Raw genomic sequence first — 18,035 nt, forward strand, 5'->3', positions numbered from 1 at the left:
AACCCTTGTCCATAACCGGGGGACATACGCCTGAAAACATGAATGAGGAGGCGATTTGCTGTCAAAAATTGTAAGCGGGGCGGTCGTCGGGATTGACGGATACCTGATGGAGGTGGAGGTCGATATTGCCCGGGGGCTGCCCGCGTTTACCACTGTCGGGCTGCCTGAAATAAGCGTCCGGGAAAGCCGGGAGCGGGTCAAGGCGGCGATTACCAACTGCGGATATCGGTTTCCGGATGACCGCATCACGGTCAATCTCGCCCCGGCCCATATTAAAAAGGGCGGGACCGGTTTTGATCTGCCCATCGCATTGGGCATTTTGGCGGCTACCGGCATAATTGCAAACAATGGCATCAGCCATATGCCGATTATCGGCGAGCTTGCGCTGGATGGCCGGGTTAAGCCCATAAACGGCTGCCTGCCCATGGCCATTGCCGCAAGGGATGGGGGGTATGGGGGCATTATGGTCCCTTTTGCCAACCGCCGGGAGGCGGCTGTGGTAAAAGATATCCCGGTATATCCGGTGAAAAATTTGGCGGAAGCCGTGGATTTTTTTACCGGTGCCCGCGAGATCAGCCCGGAGCCCTGCGAGCTCGATCATTTATTTAATGATGCGGGCGAAATCACCGATGATTTCGCCGAAGTCGCCGGCCAGGCCCATGTCAAGCGGGCCATGGAGGTCGCCGCAGCCGGCGGGCACAATCTTCTTATGATCGGTCCGCCGGGATCCGGGAAAACCATGCTGGCCAAAAGATTTGCCGGCATCATGCCGGCGATCACCTTTGAGGAGGCGATTGAGACCACCAAAATTTTCAGCGTGGCGGGTCTGATGAATGGACATCCGGGCCTTGTGACTAAGCGGCCCTTCCGGGGGCCCCACCATACCATATCCGATGCCGGAATGATCGGGGGCGGGGCAAACCCCAAACCGGGAGAGGTGAGCCTCGCGCATAACGGGGTTCTGTTTCTGGATGAACTGCCGGAGTTTAAAAAGCCGGTCCTGGAGGTTCTCAGGCAGCCGCTGGAGGGGTATGAAGTCACGATTTCAAGGGCGGCCAGCGCCATTACCTATCCCGCCTGTTTTATCCTGATCGGTGCGCTAAATCCCTGCCCGTGCGGCTATTATACGGATTCCCATCATGCCTGCACCTGTTCCGCCGCTCAGATACAGAAATACCGGCAAAAAATTTCCGGTCCCCTGCTTGACCGGATTGATATTCATATCGAGGTGCCCCGCCTTTCTTATCAGGAGTTGGCCGGGGAGCGGGCCGAAGAGAGCAGCCGGGCGATCCGTGAACGGGTGGCTGCGGCCAGAGGCCGGCAGGCGCAGCGGTTTAATGCAGCCGGCGGAGATGTGAATGCCCGGATGAAGGACCGGCATATCAAGCGCTTCTGTCAGGTAAGCCGGGACTCGGCCGCGCTTCTGGAATCCGCGGTCGAGCGGCTCGGCCTGTCTGCCCGCGCGTATAACCGCGTTTTAAAGATCGCCCGAACCATTGCGGATCTGGCGGGTTCTGAATCCATCGGCACGGATCACCTGGCCGAGGCGATCCAATACCGGAGTTTGGATCGGGGGCTATGATGGGTCTGTCCCAAAGGAAAGGCGCCGTTTTTGCCAATAATGGGTGCGGCTGCGGGAGTTTTTCATGGCTGAAGAGATCGTAGGCAAGACGGAGGCGGGTGACGGTGCCGGTGATGTGTGGGCGGAAATCGATTTGTCGGCGATCCGTCATAACGTCAAACAACTGCGGTCGATTTTAACGCCGGGCACCCGGCTGATGATCGTGGTCAAGGCCAACGCTTACGGCCACGGCATTGTGCCGGTGGCCAGACAGGCTTTGGCGGCCGGGGCGGATTATCTGGGGGTTGCCCGGTATCCCGAAGCGCTGTGTCTCCGCCAGGCAGGCATCAGGGCGCCGATTTTGATTTTCGGCTACACCCCGCCTGAGTTTACCTGCGAGCTGCTGGCGCACAATCTTATCCAGACCGTCTATTCCTATCAGACGGCCGGGCAGATGGCCGGGCAGGCCGGGCATTCGGACAATCCTCTGCCTGTCCATGTAAAAGTGGATACCGGCATGGGGCGGCTGGGGGTGATGGCGGCGGCGCCTGGCTCCGAAAACGGCAGCGGGGAAGAGGGTGTGAATCAGGCGGCGCTGGATGAGATTGCGGCGATCAAAAACCTTCCCGGCCTGCGGGTCGAAGGTCTATACACGCATTTTGCCACCGCCGACCATCAGGACAAGCGTTTTGCCCGCCGCCAGTTTGCGCGTTTCCAGCGGTTAAAATCCGCCCTTGCGGATGCCGGAATTACATTTGATCTGTGCCATGCGGCAAACAGCGCGGCGATTATCGATATGCCGGAGACCCACATGGATATGGTCCGGGCCGGCATATCGGTTTACGGGCTCTATCCGTCCGACCAGGTAAGCCGCACCCGGATGGCGCTCAAGCCGGCCATGACCCTTAAATCCCGGATCATTCACCTGAAAACCGTTGGCGCCGGATTTCCCGTGAGCTACGGCGCCACGGCCGAGACAAAGGCGCCCACGACGATTGCCACCGTCTCCATCGGGTATGCGGACGGCTATAACCGGCTGCTTTCCTCCAAAGGCCGGATGCTGGTCCGGGGCCAATCCGCCCCTGTGATCGGCCGGGTCTGCATGGATCAGAGCATGCTGGATGTGGGACACATTGCCAATGTGGAAATGGGCGATGAGGTGGTGGCTTTCGGTCCGGATGATACAGGCGGGCTGCCCGTGGCAGAGGTGGCGGATCAGCTCGGGACCATCACCTATGAAGTGGTAACCGGGGTTTCCGATCGGGTGGAGCGGCGGTACCCGGAGCGGCGCCGATAAATGCACAATATATTGTATGCGTGCTTCGGATAAACCGCCTATGTTGAAAATTAATGTTTTTGTAACCCCCTGTATCTGCATGAAAAACAGGCAGATCAAAATTTCTTGACAAGTGTTTTGGGGGGTGTTAAATAATTTACTTTGCAAATGGACAAACATATCCTTTTGATTTATTTGGGAATTTTTGTTTCAGCGATTTTGTAGATTAAGGCAGGATCACCGTTAATTGCCTGAAAAATAGATTGAAAATGTTTGAAGGGAATCTGGAGAAAGGAGGTGTCGGCAACCTAAACCTGACAAAAAATAGTACATTTAAGTGGATTTCAGAATCCACTGTCATTAAACCGTAAACAAGTAGGAGGTAGATAATGCCGAGTTTCGTAGTCACAGAAAAGTGCGATGGTTGCAAGGGCGGCGATAAGACCGCGTGCCAGTACATCTGTCCGAACGACTTGATGGTGCTTGAACCCAACACCATGAAGGCTTACAACCAAGAACCGGATCAATGCTGGGAATGTTTTTCCTGCGTCAAGATCTGCCCGACTCAGGCCATTGAAGTAAGGGGCTATTCGGACTTTGTTCCCCTGGGGAGCAGCATCTATCCGATGATGGGTACCGAGGATATCATGTGGACCTGCAAATTCCGAAACGGCACCATTAAGCGCTTCAAGTTCCCCATCCGGACCACCCCCGAAGGTTCCGCCAATGCTTATGCGGACCTGAAAGGCAAGGATCTCGAGAGCGAACTGCTTTCAACCGAGGAATCAGAAGGGTATCAGATTCCGAAACCGCAGGCGACTGTTTAGCTTGCGCGGGCGAACGAAGATTAATTTTCTTCGATCACAATGTGTCAATTTTTTATATAAGTTAGGAGGATAACACATGGCATTACCGAATAAACCGCGGGGAGAGCTGAAAGCGGTAAGGGATCCCGAAGTTGAAGAAAGAGAAGTTGATGTTCTGATCGTAGGCGGCGGTATGGCGGCCTGCGGATCAGCATTTGAGGTTAAAAAATGGCTGGGCGATGACCAGAGCGTGCTGCTGGTTGACAAAGCCGCCATGGAAAGAAGCGGTGCGGTGGCCCAGGGCCTTTCCGCCATCAATACCTACCTTGGCGACAATACTCCGGACGACTATGTCCGCATGGTCCGAAACGACCTCATGGGCATTGTCCGCGAAGACCTGATTTTCGACCTGGGTACCCATGTCGATGACTCGGTTCACCTGTTCGAGGAATGGGGCCTGCCGGTATGGAAAAAGACCGACGAAGGCAAAAACATGGACGGTAAGAAGGGCCTCAAGCTGGGAACCCTGAAGTCTGGCGCTTCCCCGGTCCGCACGGGTAAATGGCAGATCATGATCAATGGTGAATCCTATAAGAGAATCGTTGCTGAAGCCGCCAAGCTGGCATTGGGCGAAGACAACATTCTGGAGCGGGTTTTCATCGTTGAGCTGCTGCTGGACAAAAACAAAGAAAACCAGATCGCTGGTGCGGTCGGATTCTCCGTGCGCGAGAACAAGGTCTTCATCATCAAGGCCAAGACCATGATGGTGGCTTGCGGCGGCGCTGTTAATATTTATCAGCCGCGCTCCGTTGGTGAAGGTAAGGGGCGTGCCTGGTATCCGGTATGGAACGCTGGCTCCACCTACACCATGTGCATGAAGGTCGGTGCGGAACTTTCCATGATGGAAAACCGATTCACCCCGGCCCGTTTCAAAGACGGCTACGGCCCGGTCGGCGCCTGGTTCCTGCTGTTCAAAGCCAAGGCATTGAACGGTCTGGGCGAAGTCTACGTGACCGGCGACGCGGCCAAGAAAGAGCTGGAAAATTATGCGCCGTACGGCACCGCAGCCATTACCCCCACCTGTCTGCGGAACCATCTCATGCTCTTTGAGATGAAAGAAGGCCGCGGTCCGATCCAGATGGATACGGTCACCGCGCTGGCCGAAATCGGGAAGAGTCTGGACAAAAAAGAGCTCAAGCACCTCGAATCCGAAGCTTGGGAAGACTTCCTGGATATGACCTGCGGCCAGGCCAACCTGTGGTGCGCCACCAACACCGAGCCGGAAAAGAAAAACTCCGAGATTATGCCGACCGAACCGTACCTGCTCGGCTCTCACTCCGGCTGCTGCGGTCTGTGGACTTCCGGTCCGGACTATGACTGGGTTCCGGATTCCTACAAGATCAAGGCGGACAACGGCAAGGTCTACAACCGGATGACCACGGTCGACGGTCTGTTCACCGCCGGTGACGGCGTCGGCTGCTCCGGGCATAAGTTCTCCTCCGGCTCCCATGCGGAAGGCCGGATGGCGGCAAAGCAGATGGTCCGCTACGCCAAGGACCATGCGGACTTCAAGCCGGAACTGCCCATGAGCAAGGAAGAAATCGTGGACATGGTGTACAAACCGGTACGGACCTTCCTGGATAACTACGAATACACCACGGATATCGACGTCAACCCGGCCTACATCAAGCCCTCCGGAATGGCGCTGCGTCTCATGAAAGCCACCAACGAATACGGTGCCGGTCATCAGACCTACTATGAGACGACCTCCAAGATGCTTGAAGTTGTCATGGATCTGCTCCAGGTCATGCGCGAAGACTGTGAAAAACTGGCTGCCGGCGATCTTCATGAGCTGATGCGCGCCTGGGAAATCTACCATCGTATCTGGACGGTGGAATCCCACCTGCGCCACATTCAGTTCCGGAAAGAAACCCGGTATCCGGGCTTTTACTACCAGGCGGATTATCCGAAACAGGATGACGAGAACTGGTTCTGCTTCACCAACTCCAAGTACGATCCCAAGAGCGGTGAATGGGACACCTTTAAACGCGATTATGTCCAGATCATTCCGAGCTAAACCGGGATCTGTTGTGATGTAAGCGATACACCTCCAGGTGCCTTCTCCGGCGCCTGGAGGTTTTTATTAATCCTTGCGGCCCGCTGGCTGCTCATAGACGGCGCTCGCGCCTGTGCGAGAAAAACTTAAAAACTGGGCACCGGATAAACCCGGTGGGTCGGGCCGGTATCGAGTTTTTAAGTTTTGCGTCAAGCCTTGGAGGATTGTGCGGATTCAGACAGCATTAGGATGGCACGAGGCGTCTACCTGAAGCACAAACCAGCAAGTCCAACAATTTAATGTACGGAGGGTTAGGATGACTGAAGGAACAGGAGCCCCGTTTAGCGGAAGCATAATGGTCGTCGGGGGTGGTATCAGCGGGTTGACAACGGCCCTCGAAGCCGCCGAGGTGGGGTACGAAGTCTTCATTATTGAAAAAAATCCCTATTTGGGCGGACGAGTGGCTCAGCTGAAACAGTATTTTCCGAAACTCTGTCCTCCCACCTGCGGCCTGGAGATCAATTTTCAGCGGATCAAGAACAATCCGAACATCCATGTCTACACCATGGCCGAGGTCGAGAAGGTGGACGGCGGACCCGGCAACTACAATGTGAGCATTAAGAAAAATCCCCGGTATGTGAATGAAAACTGCACATGCTGCAACGCCTGTGCAGAGGCCTGCCAGATGGATATTCCCAATGAGTTCAATTTCGGGATGGATAAGATGAAAGGGGCCTATCTGCCGCACGAAATGGCCTTTCCGGCCCGTTACGTGATATCCCCGCAGATCATCGGCACCGAGGACGCCAACCGCGCCAAAGAGGCCTGCCCCTATGATGCCGTCGATCTGGACATGCAGCCGGAGACATTTGATCTGCCGGTGGGCGCCGTTGTCTGGTCCACCGGGTGGGAGCCCTATGATGCCGCCAAACTGGATCATCTGGGCTACGGGCGGTTCTCGAATGTGATTACCAATATGATGATGGAGCGGCTGGCCGCACCCAACGGTCCAACCAAGGGCCAGATCCTGCGGCCGTCGGATGACAAGGCGCCTGAGACGATCGCGTTTGTCCAGTGCGCGGGCTCCCGGGATGAAAATCACCTCCCCTATTGCTCCTATATCTGCTGCATGGCCTCGCTTAAGCATGCAACCTATATCCGGGAGCAGTATCCGGATGCCAAGATCTATATTTTCTACATAGACATCCGCTCACCGGGATACCGGTATGAACGGTTCTATAAACAGATCAAGGAAGATGAAAACGTCATCTTTATCAAAGGGAAGGTCGCCGAGGTCGAAGAGGGCCCGGATAGCCAGCAGGTGACGATGGTGGCCGAAGATACCCTGTCCGGTGAAAAAATCCGCCAGACGGTGGATATGGCGGTGCTGGCCACCGGCATGCAGCCCACCGCTGCCAAGGCGAAGCTGCCGGCTGACTTAAAGTATACGGAAGACGGATTTATCATCAATGATTTTGAGAAAGGCGGCATGTTCGCCGCTGGATGTGCCAATAAACCGGCCGATGTGGTTTCATCCAACCAGAACGCAACCGGTATGGCTCTCAAGGCGATTCAAACCCTGGTGAAGCGGTAGGAGGTAACCATGAGTAAAAAATATGGTGTGTATATCTGCACAGGCTGCGGCATCGGCGATGCCCTGGATATAAAAAGTATCTGTGATGTCGTGGATGAAGAGGGGCTTTCCTGCAAGACCCATGAATTTCTGTGCAGCAAAGACGGGGCGGAGCTCATCCAGAAGGATGTGGATGAGGGAACGAATACCATCGTGATCGGCGCCTGTTCCAGGCGCCTCAACCATGATGTCTTTAATTTTCCCGGCTGTATCGTCGAGCGGGCCAACCTCCGCGAGGGCGTGGTCTGGTCCCATCCGCGCTCGGAATTTCCGGCGCTGACGGAAGAGGAAAAAGAGGACGAGGAAAATTTCGACCGGGTCCAGATGATGGCCGAAGATTATATCCGCATGGGCATGGCCCGGGTGGAAAAGGTCAATCTTCCGGAGCCCTATGTACCGGAAACCTTTTCCCGCAAAATTCTGGTTCTGGGCGGCGGGGTCACAGGTATGTCCGCGGCGCTGGATGCGGCAAGCCTCGGCTATGAGGTTACCATTGTGGAAAAAACCGACAAGCTCGGCGGCAACTCCGCCAAATGGCGCAAGCAGCTGCCGGTACAGCCACCCTATGATGCCCTGATTCCGTTCAAGGTGGCGGATATGATCGAGAAGGTGGAGTCCAATCCAAAGATCACGGTGAAAACCGAAACCGCGGTGGCCCGGATTGCCGGCCAGCCGGGCGAGTTTACGGTAACCCTGAAAAATCCCGGCGAAAAAATCGAGTTTGATGTCCCCTATCCCCTGCCGGAGGAAATGAAATACGATGAAAACGGCAAGGAACTGGATAATGAAACCCTGATGGAGAAATACCTGGAATACAATCAGGGGCGAAAAGACATCCTGACCATAGATCCCAACGGCGAGCAGTTCGGGGCGGTCATCCTGGCGGCCGGCTGGCGGCCGTATGAGCCCAGGGATGATGAATTCGCCCATCTGGGCTACGGCCAGATGCCGGACGTGGTTACCAATTATCAGTTTGAGGAACTGGCGGCCAAGGGTAAAATCGTTCGGCCCTCAGACGGCAAGGAGGCCAAGTCCGTGGTCTTTGTCCAGAGCCCGGGCGGCGCGGAGGATGACAGTGATTTTTCCTATACCGGTGCGGTGACCAGCATGGTGGCCTTAAAGCAGGCCAAGTACCTGCGCGAAGATTATCCGGACGGAAAAGCCTATATCGTCTACCAGCATATGCGGACCCCCGGCCTTTCTGAGAATTTCTACAAGGCGCTACAGCAGGATCCGGGCATTTTCATGACCAAGGGCCAGGTTGTCGGAGTTTCTAAAAACGGAGACGGCATGCTTGTGGATGCCAGTAATACGCTTTTGGGCGAGGCCATTCAAATGAAGGCGGATATGGTGGTACTGGCTACCGGTATGGTGCCGGTGACGAGAGATAATCCGACGGTTAACCTGGCGTATCGGCAGGGCCCGGGCTTTCGGGATAACGAGATTTTCGACTGGTACGCGGATTCCAATTTCATCTGTTTTCCCTATGAAACCCAGCGGACCGGCATATATGCCGCCGGCGCGATCCGGCGCGGCATGACCATCGATGAATCCATCGAGGATGCCTCCGGGGCGGCGCTTAAAGCGATCCAGTGTCTGGAGTCCGCTAATCGCGGGGTGTCGGTCCATCCCCGCTACGGGGACATGACCTATCCCGACTTTTTCTTCCAGCGCTGCACCCAGTGCAAACGGTGCACGGACGAATGCCCGTTCGGCGCACTTGACGATGATGAAAAGGGGACGCCCAAGCCCAACATCACCCGCTGCCGCCGCTGCGGAACCTGCATGGGCGCCTGTCCGGAACGGATCATCGGGTTTGCGGACTACAACATTGACAGCATCGGCTCCCAGGTCAAATCCATTGCGGTCCCTTCGGAGGATGACTATGATGAGCCGCCGCTTCGGATTCTGGGTCTGGTCTGTGAAAACGATGCCTATCCGGCCATGGATGTGGTGGGGCTGCATAATAAGTCCTTCTCAGCCGATGTGCGCATCATTCCGGTGCGCTGTCTGGGTTCGGTCAACGTGATCTGGATCAAAGACGCCATGTCCCAGGGGATGGACGGTGTGTTCCTTCTGGGCTGTAAAAAGGGCGATGATTATCAGTGCCATTTTGTCAAAGGCAGTGAACTGGCCAGCATCCGGATGCAGAAGATCGGGGATGCGCTTGCCAGTCTCGCCCTTGAGGAAGAACGGGTGGCCCAGTACGAAGTGGCCATTGACGATTATGATAAGATTCCGGGGATTATCAACCAGTTTGTCGAAGACATCGAGGAACTCGGCCCCAATCCGTTCAAAGGCTTCTAAATATGGATTCCGGCCGGCGCCTCTCGCGCCGGCCGGATCACCGATATATAATTAAGATAATGGCGGAAACAGCCAAGGCCAATAGGAGGTATGGAAATGGCGGAGAAAATTCTGGTCGAACCAGATGTTGATTTTATAAAGCAGCTTGGCGAACTCGGCGGCGAATCATTGAAAAAATGCTATCAGTGCGCCACCTGTTCGGTTGCCTGCCCGATTTCCCCGGATAAGCGGCCGTTCCCCAGAAAAGAAATGATCGCCGCGTCATGGGGGTTAAAAGATAAAGTGGTTAAAAACGGCGATATATGGCTTTGCCACAACTGCGGCGACTGCACCACCCAGTGTCCGCGGGGCGCAAATCCCGGGGATGTACTGGCAGCCGCGCGCACTTATGCAATTGCCGAATACGGCACACCGAAATCGCTCGGCATGGCGATTAATGATCCGAAGAAGCTGCCCGCTTTCGCAGCCCTTCCGGCTGTCGTATTCCTTGTGCTCGGTATTGTGCTAAAGCTCTTCGGCGTTCATTGGCTTAATTTCAGTCCGGAACTCAATGCCCATGGTGAGATTGCCCATGCCCAGTTTTTTTCTACCTGGCTGGTGGATCTGATTTTTATCCCGCTATCCATCTGGGTGGTGGCGATATTCGCTTTGGGCCTAAAGCGATTCATCTCGGATATCCACGAAAATGCCCTTGCCGAGGGTAAAACGCAAAAGCAGACCATTGAACCGGTGGAATTCATAAAATCCATCGGCCTTGCCATTCCCAAGATTCTGAAGCATAAACAGTTCTCCGAATGCGGGGAGAACAATGAGCGGGCCACCCCGCATATGATGGTGCTGTTTTCGTTTATCGGGCTTTTCATCGTAACATCCATATTTTTTGTGGTGCTTTACGGATTCGGCGTGCATGGGCCATACTCCCAGCTCAACCCGGTCAAGATTCTGGCCAATGTCAGCGGCATCGCCCTGATTATCGGCACCATCCTGCTCATGCGCCAGCGCGCGGCCAAACCCGATCAGGTGTCCACTTACAAAGACTGGTACCTGCTGTGGATGATTCTGGGCGTGGCTGCCACCGGCATGCTGGCAGAGCTGACCCGGCTGGCGGATGCGGCCTTTTTGACCTATCTGATTTATTTTATCCACCTCATGTTTGTTTTTAATCTGATTGCCTTTCTGCCGTTTTCCAAACTGGCCCATTTGGTTTACCGAACCGTTGCCATGGGCTATGATGTATACTCCGGAAGGGAATCGAAAACAGCTTAAATTAACGCTTACGCTTAACGTCTCCCCCCCAAAAAGGCCCCGAAAAGCCGGAAATCCGGCATTTCGGGGCCTTTTTTTGGGGGCCCGCGTTCTGCTGCCAGATCCTACAGCCATTTTCATCTCCCTCTGACATGCGGGCGGCCGTTAAATGTAGAAAAAGCTTGTCTTGCCATCGGGTTTATGCAAGAAAATTTTGACAACCCCACAGGTATGTTTTTAATATAGTCGTGCGCTTTAAGCGGGCAGTTAACGGCCCAACCGATAATATTTTAAAAAAAGGATGGTGATGTCTGATGCTGGGTGCGATTGCCGGTGATATAATTGGCTCTGTATACGAGCATCGGCCGATAAAGACGACGGATTTTCCGCTTTTCCAAAGCAAATCCCGGTTTACGGATGACACCGTGCTGACCGTGGCGGTGGCGGATGCGATTGCCAAAAATAACGACTACAAGAGCGCATTAAAGACCTATGGCCAGGCGTATCCGGATGCCGGCTTCGGGATGCTTTTTTTTAACTGGCTTTATTCCGCGGACAGCCGGCCGTATAACAGCTTTGGCAACGGCTCGGCCATGCGGGTGAGTCCGGTGGGGTTTGCCTTTGAAACACGTGAGGAAGTCCTGGCTGAAGCGGAAAAGTCGGCGGCCGTGACACACAACCATCCGCAAGGGATCGCCGGCGCCCAGGCCGCGGCCCTGGCGGTATGGATGGCGCGGCAGGATGCGTCCAGGGAGGATATCAAAGGGGAAATTGAAACCCGATTCAACTATGACTTAAGCCGCCGGCTGGATGACATCCGGCCGGGCTATCAGTTTGACGTGACCTGTCAGGGCTCGGTGCCGGAGGCCCTGATTGCGTTTTACGAATCCGAAAATTTTGAAGATGCCATCCGAAAGGCCATATCCCTTGGCGGGGACAGCGACACTTTGGCCTGTATCACCGGCGGCATCGCCCAAGCCTATTATAAAAAAATCCCTGAAGATATCGTGAATAAAGTTTTTGCCCGGCTGCCCGAGCCGTTCGTGCCGGTGATTGAAAATTTTAACCGCCAGTTTAGCGTCCAGCTTTAGGCCGTGGAGCGATTTCCAATTTTACCGCATCTGCTGTGTCAAATGATGTCTCGCATAGTGGACTATAGCTCGACATCATTTTCCTTGCATCTGCGGCAAACTTGAAAATCTAGTCAACTGGGAATACCCGATTTACTAAATATAAAAGGTCTTAAATTTTTCTTTTCAGAAAAATTTAAGACCTTTTTTTAATTAGTTATTTCGGCAGGGAACAGTTGCCGAAACTATTTACTTCTTCTCATCACCGGTGGCGGCGCCGTGAAGCTTAACTTCGACTTTGTCTGTCAGGCCTCCATAGTACTCCCGCAGGATGTCGAGAACTTCTTCCCGGCCAAAGTGGTCCGGAATCGGGGTGCCTTCGGAAAGGCCCTTTCGCAGCATGGTGCCGGAAAGGATGACCCGGTCTTCCTTGGTGTGCGGGCAGGTTTTAAGAGAGGCCATGCCGTCGCACTTATGGCAGTAAAAGGTCCAGTCAATTTTTAAGGGCTTGCAGAGCAGGGCCTTGCCGGGTTCTTCCGGGTACGGGATTTTGTCAAAAATGGTCTGTGCCTCGAACATGCCGTAGAAGTCGCCCACGCCGGCGTGGTCGCGGCCGATAATCATGTGGCTGCAGCCGTAGTTCTGGCGGAAGGTGGCATGAAGCAGGGCTTCCCGGGGACCGGCATATCGCATATCCAGCGGGTAGCCGCCCTGTACGACCTTATCTTCGACAAAGTAATTTTTAACCAGTACGTCAATGCAACGGACCCGCACATCCGCCGGAATGTCGCCGGGTTTTAAGTTGCCGACCAGGGAGTGAATAAAAACGCCGTCGCTTACCTCGATGGCAATTTTGGCCAGGTATTCGTGGGAACGGTGCATGGGGTTTCTGAGCTGCATGGCCGGAATTCTTGACCAGCCTTTGTCCTCGAAAATTTTGCGGGATTCCGAGGGGCGCAGGTAAATTCCCTTGTAAGCGGTCGGAAAATCAGCTTCGCTTAACACCTTGACGGGCCCGGCCAGGTTGAACTGTTTCTGGTTCATTACCATCTGGACACCCGGATGTTCTTCCTTGGCAATCTTCCAGAACTCTTCCGGGGTCGGCGTGCCTTCGCCCATGAAGGTTTTTTCGCATTGGTAAATTTTGTTTTCCTCGGTCATTTCGTATTTTTCCGTGACCTTCATGGTGGCCATGATCTCATCGCCTTCCGGATCGTATAGCGCGACCTCTTCGCCCTCGCTGATGCTGTCCGCATCTTCCTTTGTGGCTGAGAGTGTCACCGGAATGGGCCAGAAAGTGCCGTCTGCGAGCAGGTAATTGTCGCATACGCTCTTCCAGTCGGCTTTGTTCATGAAGCCGCCCAGCGGGCTGAAGCCGCCGGTGCCGATCATGATCAGATCGCCGCGTTCATTCGGGGTAATCGGGATCTGTTTAAGACCCTTGGCTTTTTTCTTCTCTTCTTCCAGTTCTGCGCCCTCGAGCAGGCAGATGGTCAGGCCTTTGCCGCCATGTGGGGGGATCAAGTTTGACATGTTTTCCGTCTCCTTTCAGTCATTGATGGTATTCAATGGTTATTTGCCCATAATTGTTGGGAAGTTCCTTTTATTCTTTAGAAAAATTGTTTTTAATAGGGAATAATAGATTTGTCAAGCCCAATCGAACCGCATCTATAATTTTAAATATCTGAAATTTGGCCCCATACATCGGGTTTATCCAGATAGCGGATACTTGACCGGAAATCCGCCTTGCGGTGGGGTTCCAGGGTAATAATCGGTTTGGTTTCATTGCCGGCAGCAAAGTCAAACACGGGCTTGAAATCGATGTTTCCGGCCCCCATCGGCAGGTGGGCGTCAAAGTCGCCGTGGTTGTCATGCAAGTGGAATTGCCCGATCCATGGGGAGAGTATCTTTATCCATCGGGAAAGGGGCTCGCGGCTGAAAACAGACAGATGGCCGACATCCAGGCAGCATCCCGCATGATCCGGATCAAATTGGGATAAGAGCCGCAAAAGATCCTCAGGATATCTTTCATATACGTTTTCAAGCATCAGCCGGGCGCCGCAGCGCTTTACCGAGTCTGCCACCCATTGCCAGGTTTCAGTGCTTCTGGCATACCATACGTCCCGGCAGAAATCGTAGCGAAAGGTGTCATAGGCAGCATGGCAGACAATCGTTTTGGGTTGGAAGACGGCGGCCGCATCGATCATTTGCTGGAAGCGTCCGCAGGTGGTCTCATGAATCGCCGGATCCGGTGACCCCGGGGAAAGATCCAGGAACGGGCCGTGTATTGTCACCGAAAGCCCATGGGCGTGGAGCCTACCCGCCATTGCGGAAAAGTCCGACGGGGAAAACCGGTCAAGCGCCGCGGCATCCAGCCCGATCTCCGGATTCAAATCCAGTGCAAAGACCAGCTCCTGCCAGTCTTCGGCCGCAAGCATAACAAAGGGCAGGTTCACCTGCACCCGCCGGATGATTTCCTGCTGAGAGGGGGTATAGATCTGATCTTTCAGGGTCATTGGCCTAAATCCCGCAAAAAGTTAATAAAGGCTTTATTTTTTTACCCGTATCCCCAAACTGTCAAGGAAAAACCGATTCGTTCAGCCGGTATGCGCGTTTTCGATGTTTACCTCGTCAAAGGTCTTGATTTCAGCCAGCACCCGGGTGGCGGCATCCAGAATTTCCATGGCAAGCGCCGCCCCCGTGCCTTCGCCCAGCCGCATGTTGAGATGGAGCAGCGGCTCTATTCCGATCCGCGCCAGCATATACTGATGGCCGATTTCCATGGACTGGTGCGCCGCAAACAGGTAGGGCCTGACCGCGGGCGAGAGCTCGGCGGCAATCAGGGTGCCGGCGGTTGATATCAGGCCGTCGGATAGCACCGGTATCCCCCGGGCCGCCGCGCCAATGACAATACCGGCGATACCGCCAATTTCAAATCCTCCCACCTTGGCCAGCACATCAATGGGGTCATTCGGGTCCGGAACATGCTTTTTCAGGGCGGCTTCAATCACCGCCGTCTTGCGGGAAAGTCCCTGATCATCAAGCCCGGTTCCCCGGCCGGTCAGCTTTTCGGGGGAAATCCCGGAAAAGGCCGCAATAATGGCGGAAGAGGGCGTAGTGTTGCCGATGCCCATGTCGCCGGTACCGAGCAAATCGACATCAGCGGCCGCGCATAGATCGTTTACGGTTTCAATGCCCGCTTCAATGGCGGAGACCGCCTGATCCCGCTGCATTGCCGGTTCTTTATAAAAGTTTTTGGTGCCCTTGGCGATCTTTTTATGGAATATGGGCAGATCCGGAGCAAAATCGTAGTTCACCCCAAAGTCCGCCACCCGGACCTCTGCGCCCGCATGCCTTGCCAGCACATTGATCGAGGCCCCGCCGGAGGTGAAATTATAAACCATCTGGGCGGTTACCTCCTGGGGAAAGAGGCTCACGCCTTCCGCGACCACGCCGTGATCACCGGCGCAGGTCAGGATATATTTATGCGGCAGCCTGACATCCAGGTCTTTTTTGATCGCCGCCAGCCGGGCTGAAGCTTCCTCGAGCATTCCCAAACTTCCGGCCGGCCGGGCCTGATTGGCCAGCCGGTCCAGGGCCTTTTCATAAACGGTTTGATCAATGGCCGGGATTTTTCGAATGGTATCTTTCAGTAATGACATCTGTTTCTCCTTTAAAAAAATTTTGCGGCGGTCAAGCCAATTGGGAAAGAATTTTAAGCGAGGCCTCGAGACGGTTAAATGAGAAGACTTCCAGGCATAGGGTGCCGGTAAACTGGCCCAGGATATCACTTAGGCCCTGGCGGATATCAAGCGGCATCTGATCAAGGCCCAGGTGCTCATGCGCCTTCTGAAAGCCGTATAAATGGATGATCGGAATTTTATGGGTGAAATTTTCATAAAAACGGATCCAATCCATGTCGTGGACCGCCATGTGGCCGATATCCAGGCAAACGGAAAGGTCGAATGCGGCCAAAAGATCGGAGATCCAATCAAGCGGGTAGGACAGGGTCTCGACGGATATAAGCGAGCCCTTTATATGCGACGGGCATAGCTCGGCAAGGCTCTTTTGGGTGCGGTCCCGCCAGTGATTAAAATTTTCAGCATCTTCTTCCCCATAGGGCAGGTGCAGCGTCCAGGTGGTGGGCGATAGGGGCCCGGCCAGATCTATGCAGTATTTGATCGTATCCACGGCCTGCTGCCGCTCTTTAGCCCCGGCTGCGGTGAGTGAAATGTCTAAGGGGAGATGCACATTATAGGTGATGCCGAATGATTCAGACAGCCGGACGAGCTCCCGGATTTCATCAGGCTGGGGCAGGCTTTCCGGATAGGTGCTTTCAAAAAACAGCAGTTCGATTTCATCCACAAAGGGGGCAAGCATCCGGACATTGGGCGCCATAAAATCCGGATAGATAAACGAGGTGGTGGCCAGCCGAAAATGATAGGCCTTTTTATAAGATTGGGACAGGCTCGGCCAGGGTTTTTTCAGGCTATCTGATCCGGTCAAGTCGAATGATCCCTTCTTCCCGGGCGGCCTCGCGCGCTGCCTGGAATTCCGCTGAAGTTATCCGGCGGTCCAGGCCTTTTGCTTGATGAACATTGCCGCAGGGCCGATACTGGGGCATGATGTTTACATAGGTGTCTGGCGAGACATTATCATGGAGAAACCGCATGATGGGCCGGGAGCCGGCCAAATCTTGCGGCAGGACCAGGTGCCTGACCAAAAGTCCGGAGCGGGCGATACCGTGTTCATCGGTTTTAAGGTCGCCTGTCTGCCGGTGCATTTCCCTTATGGCGGCTTTGGCCGCATCCGGATAATCCGGCGCATCGCAGGCAGCCTCGGCAATGGCCGAATTCCAGAATTTGAAATCCGGCATGTAAATATCCACCACGCCCTCCAGCAGCCGCAAGGTTTCCACCCGGTCGTATCCGCCGGAGTTGTAGACAATGGGAAGGGTTAGGCCCGCGGCAATCGCTTTTTCCAGGGCGGAGAGGAATTGCGGAACCACGTGCGACGGGGTGACCAGGTTAATATTGTGGCAGCCTTCATCCTGAAGGGCGATCATGATGGCGGCCAACTCTTCGTCATTTACCCTGCTGCCCCAGCCTTCATGGCTGATGTCAAAATTCTGGCAGAAGCAGCACATCAGGTTGCAGTGGGTGAAAAATATCGTGCCCGAGCCGTTTCGCCCCACCAGGGGGGCTTCCTCGCCGAAGTGGGCGTTAAAGGAGGAGACTTGGGCTTCTTCGGGGGTTTTGCAGAGGCCGGTCTCGCCGGCGAGGCGGTTCACCCCGCATCGGCGGGGGCAGAGTTCGCAGTTTTCAAGAATCTGCCGGCTGTCCCGGATTTTTTCGGAAAGCGCGCCGGATGCGTGAGTTCGAATATAGGCGGGCTCGGTTTTTTCCATATTATTCCGATGCGCCGGGCGGGCGTCCGGATTCCTGGATAAATTCCTGGATCAGATCGGCGGCCTGTCCGAAATCCACCACCGGCTGTTTCTCCAGCACCAGGTCCTCATTGGCATGCCGGAGCTTCTCCAACAGGCTTAAAACGATCAGCATCAGGAGCTTGTTGCCGGCATGCGGATGGGTTTTGAAAAAATAGATGAGATCCTGGCGGCTGATCCGAATTACCGTGGTCTCTTTGGTGGAGGCAATATTGGCGGTGCGCTTGGAGGCCAGAAATATGGCGGCTTCCCCAAAAATTTCCCCTTCGCCGATATTGCAGATCACCACTTTCTTATCGTTTTTATCCCTTACGGAAACCTCCACTTCGCCTTTGAGGACCGCATAAATGTGGTTGCCCACATCACCCTGGTTGATGATGGTTTCGCCATCATCATAGTGGAGGATGGTTGAAATGATCAAAAGCTTTCGCAGTTCGGTCTCATGCAGCCAGTGAAAGATTTTAATGCTTTTGAGCTCCGGCAGAAATCTGTCGATTTGCGTCTCTTCCTTCATGGTGGCACCTGCCTGGGGGTTAGGGGTTGGGCCAAGATTGTGCTTTTTCAACATAAAGGATCATATCGGCAGATCAATGGGCAGTCAATAGAAAGCTGTTTATTAAAGGCAGTTAGGCGGG

At 54.5% G+C, this 18,035-nt stretch carries 14 protein-coding genes; 8 read left to right on the top strand and 6 right to left on the bottom strand.

The genetic code is table 11. The features are described from left to right. The first annotated feature begins 55 nt into the window (after positions 1 to 55). From U5L07_18505 to U5L07_18540, 8 genes are all read left to right on the top strand, one after another. Positions 56 to 1,582, top strand: coding sequence for a YifB family Mg chelatase-like AAA ATPase (locus tag U5L07_18505; GenBank protein MDZ7833743.1), 1,527 nt, complete (start codon positions 56 to 58; stop codon positions 1,580 to 1,582). Positions 1,583 to 1,646: 64 nt separating this feature from the next. Next, positions 1,647 to 2,858 carry an alanine racemase gene (alr, locus tag U5L07_18510; protein ID MDZ7833744.1) on the top strand — a complete coding sequence of 404 codons (1,212 nt, stop codon included), beginning with the start codon at positions 1,647 to 1,649 and terminating at the stop codon, positions 2,856 to 2,858. Positions 2,859 to 3,226: 368 nt separating this feature from the next. Further along, complete coding sequence (gene aprB, locus U5L07_18515; protein MDZ7833745.1) at positions 3,227 to 3,664, top strand: adenylyl-sulfate reductase subunit beta; 438 nt, start codon at positions 3,227 to 3,229, stop codon at positions 3,662 to 3,664. 76 nt (positions 3,665 to 3,740) lie between these two features. Continuing rightward, positions 3,741 to 5,720, top strand: a complete 1,980-nt coding sequence (aprA, locus tag U5L07_18520) for an adenylyl-sulfate reductase subunit alpha (GenBank protein MDZ7833746.1) — start codon at positions 3,741 to 3,743, stop codon at positions 5,718 to 5,720. A gap of 295 nt (positions 5,721 to 6,015) precedes the next feature. After that, a complete protein-coding gene (locus tag U5L07_18525) occupies positions 6,016 to 7,293 on the top strand; it encodes a CoB--CoM heterodisulfide reductase iron-sulfur subunit A family protein (GenBank protein ID MDZ7833747.1) in 1,278 nt (425 codons plus the stop codon). 9 nt (positions 7,294 to 7,302) lie between these two features. Then, positions 7,303 to 9,639, top strand: coding sequence for an FAD-dependent oxidoreductase (locus tag U5L07_18530; protein ID MDZ7833748.1), 2,337 nt, complete (start codon positions 7,303 to 7,305; stop codon positions 9,637 to 9,639). Between the two features lie 96 nt (positions 9,640 to 9,735). After that, the gene (qmoC, locus tag U5L07_18535) at positions 9,736 to 10,905 is read left to right on the top strand and encodes a quinone-interacting membrane-bound oxidoreductase complex subunit QmoC (GenBank protein ID MDZ7833749.1); all 1,170 of its coding nucleotides are present in this window, start codon (positions 9,736 to 9,738) and stop codon (positions 10,903 to 10,905) included. A 293-nt stretch (positions 10,906 to 11,198) separates the two neighbouring features. Next, the gene (locus tag U5L07_18540) at positions 11,199 to 11,975 is read left to right on the top strand and encodes an ADP-ribosylglycohydrolase family protein (GenBank protein MDZ7833750.1); all 777 of its coding nucleotides are present in this window, start codon (positions 11,199 to 11,201) and stop codon (positions 11,973 to 11,975) included. 228 nt (positions 11,976 to 12,203) lie between these two features. Here U5L07_18540 and sat read toward each other — a convergent pair whose 3' ends face one another. From sat to U5L07_18570, 6 genes are all read right to left on the bottom strand, one after another. Next, positions 12,204 to 13,487 carry a sulfate adenylyltransferase gene (sat, locus tag U5L07_18545; GenBank protein MDZ7833751.1) on the bottom strand — a complete coding sequence of 428 codons (1,284 nt, stop codon included), beginning with the start codon at positions 13,485 to 13,487 and terminating at the stop codon, positions 12,204 to 12,206. Positions 13,488 to 13,630: 143 nt separating this feature from the next. Continuing rightward, the gene (locus tag U5L07_18550; GenBank protein ID MDZ7833752.1) at positions 13,631 to 14,470 is read right to left on the bottom strand and encodes a sugar phosphate isomerase/epimerase family protein; all 840 of its coding nucleotides are present in this window, start codon (positions 14,468 to 14,470) and stop codon (positions 13,631 to 13,633) included. An 81-nt stretch (positions 14,471 to 14,551) separates the two neighbouring features. After that, the gene (cobT, locus tag U5L07_18555) at positions 14,552 to 15,616 is read right to left on the bottom strand and encodes a nicotinate-nucleotide--dimethylbenzimidazole phosphoribosyltransferase (GenBank protein MDZ7833753.1); all 1,065 of its coding nucleotides are present in this window, start codon (positions 15,614 to 15,616) and stop codon (positions 14,552 to 14,554) included. 31 nt (positions 15,617 to 15,647) lie between these two features. Beyond that, positions 15,648 to 16,460, bottom strand: a complete 813-nt coding sequence (gene cbiR, locus U5L07_18560) for a cobamide remodeling phosphodiesterase CbiR (GenBank protein ID MDZ7833754.1) — start codon at positions 16,458 to 16,460, stop codon at positions 15,648 to 15,650. Continuing rightward, a complete protein-coding gene (locus U5L07_18565) occupies positions 16,444 to 17,361 on the bottom strand; it encodes a radical SAM protein (protein MDZ7833755.1) in 918 nt (305 codons plus the stop codon). Before U5L07_18565 ends, cbiR begins: the two co-directional genes overlap by 17 nt. Before the next feature lies 1 nt (position 17,362). After that, positions 17,363 to 17,914 carry a cyclic nucleotide-binding domain-containing protein gene (locus U5L07_18570; protein ID MDZ7833756.1) on the bottom strand — a complete coding sequence of 184 codons (552 nt, stop codon included), beginning with the start codon at positions 17,912 to 17,914 and terminating at the stop codon, positions 17,363 to 17,365. Positions 17,915 to 18,035: the final 121 nt, after the last annotated feature.

The sequence above is a fragment of the Desulfobacterales bacterium genome, assembly GCA_034520365.1.
Classification (GTDB): domain Bacteria; phylum Desulfobacterota; class Desulfobacteria; order Desulfobacterales; family Desulfosalsimonadaceae; genus M55B175.

Coding starts and splice junctions, on each gene's coding strand:
- alr (MDZ7833744.1), top strand. CDS start 1,647: ATGGCTGAAGAGATCGTAGGCAAGACGGAGGCGGGTGACGGTGCCGGT.
- aprB (MDZ7833745.1), top strand. CDS start 3,227: ATGCCGAGTTTCGTAGTCACAGAAAAGTGCGATGGTTGCAAGGGCGGC.
- aprA (MDZ7833746.1), top strand. CDS start 3,741: ATGGCATTACCGAATAAACCGCGGGGAGAGCTGAAAGCGGTAAGGGAT.
- U5L07_18525 (MDZ7833747.1), top strand. CDS start 6,016: ATGACTGAAGGAACAGGAGCCCCGTTTAGCGGAAGCATAATGGTCGTC.
- U5L07_18530 (MDZ7833748.1), top strand. CDS start 7,303: ATGAGTAAAAAATATGGTGTGTATATCTGCACAGGCTGCGGCATCGGC.
- qmoC (MDZ7833749.1), top strand. CDS start 9,736: ATGGCGGAGAAAATTCTGGTCGAACCAGATGTTGATTTTATAAAGCAG.
- U5L07_18540 (MDZ7833750.1), top strand. CDS start 11,199: ATGCTGGGTGCGATTGCCGGTGATATAATTGGCTCTGTATACGAGCAT.
- sat (MDZ7833751.1), bottom strand. CDS start 13,487: ATGTCAAACTTGATCCCCCCACATGGCGGCAAAGGCCTGACCATCTGC.
- U5L07_18550 (MDZ7833752.1), bottom strand. CDS start 14,470: ATGACCCTGAAAGATCAGATCTATACCCCCTCTCAGCAGGAAATCATC.
- cobT (MDZ7833753.1), bottom strand. CDS start 15,616: ATGTCATTACTGAAAGATACCATTCGAAAAATCCCGGCCATTGATCAA.
- U5L07_18565 (MDZ7833755.1), bottom strand. CDS start 17,361: ATGGAAAAAACCGAGCCCGCCTATATTCGAACTCACGCATCCGGCGCG.
- U5L07_18570 (MDZ7833756.1), bottom strand. CDS start 17,914: ATGAAGGAAGAGACGCAAATCGACAGATTTCTGCCGGAGCTCAAAAGC.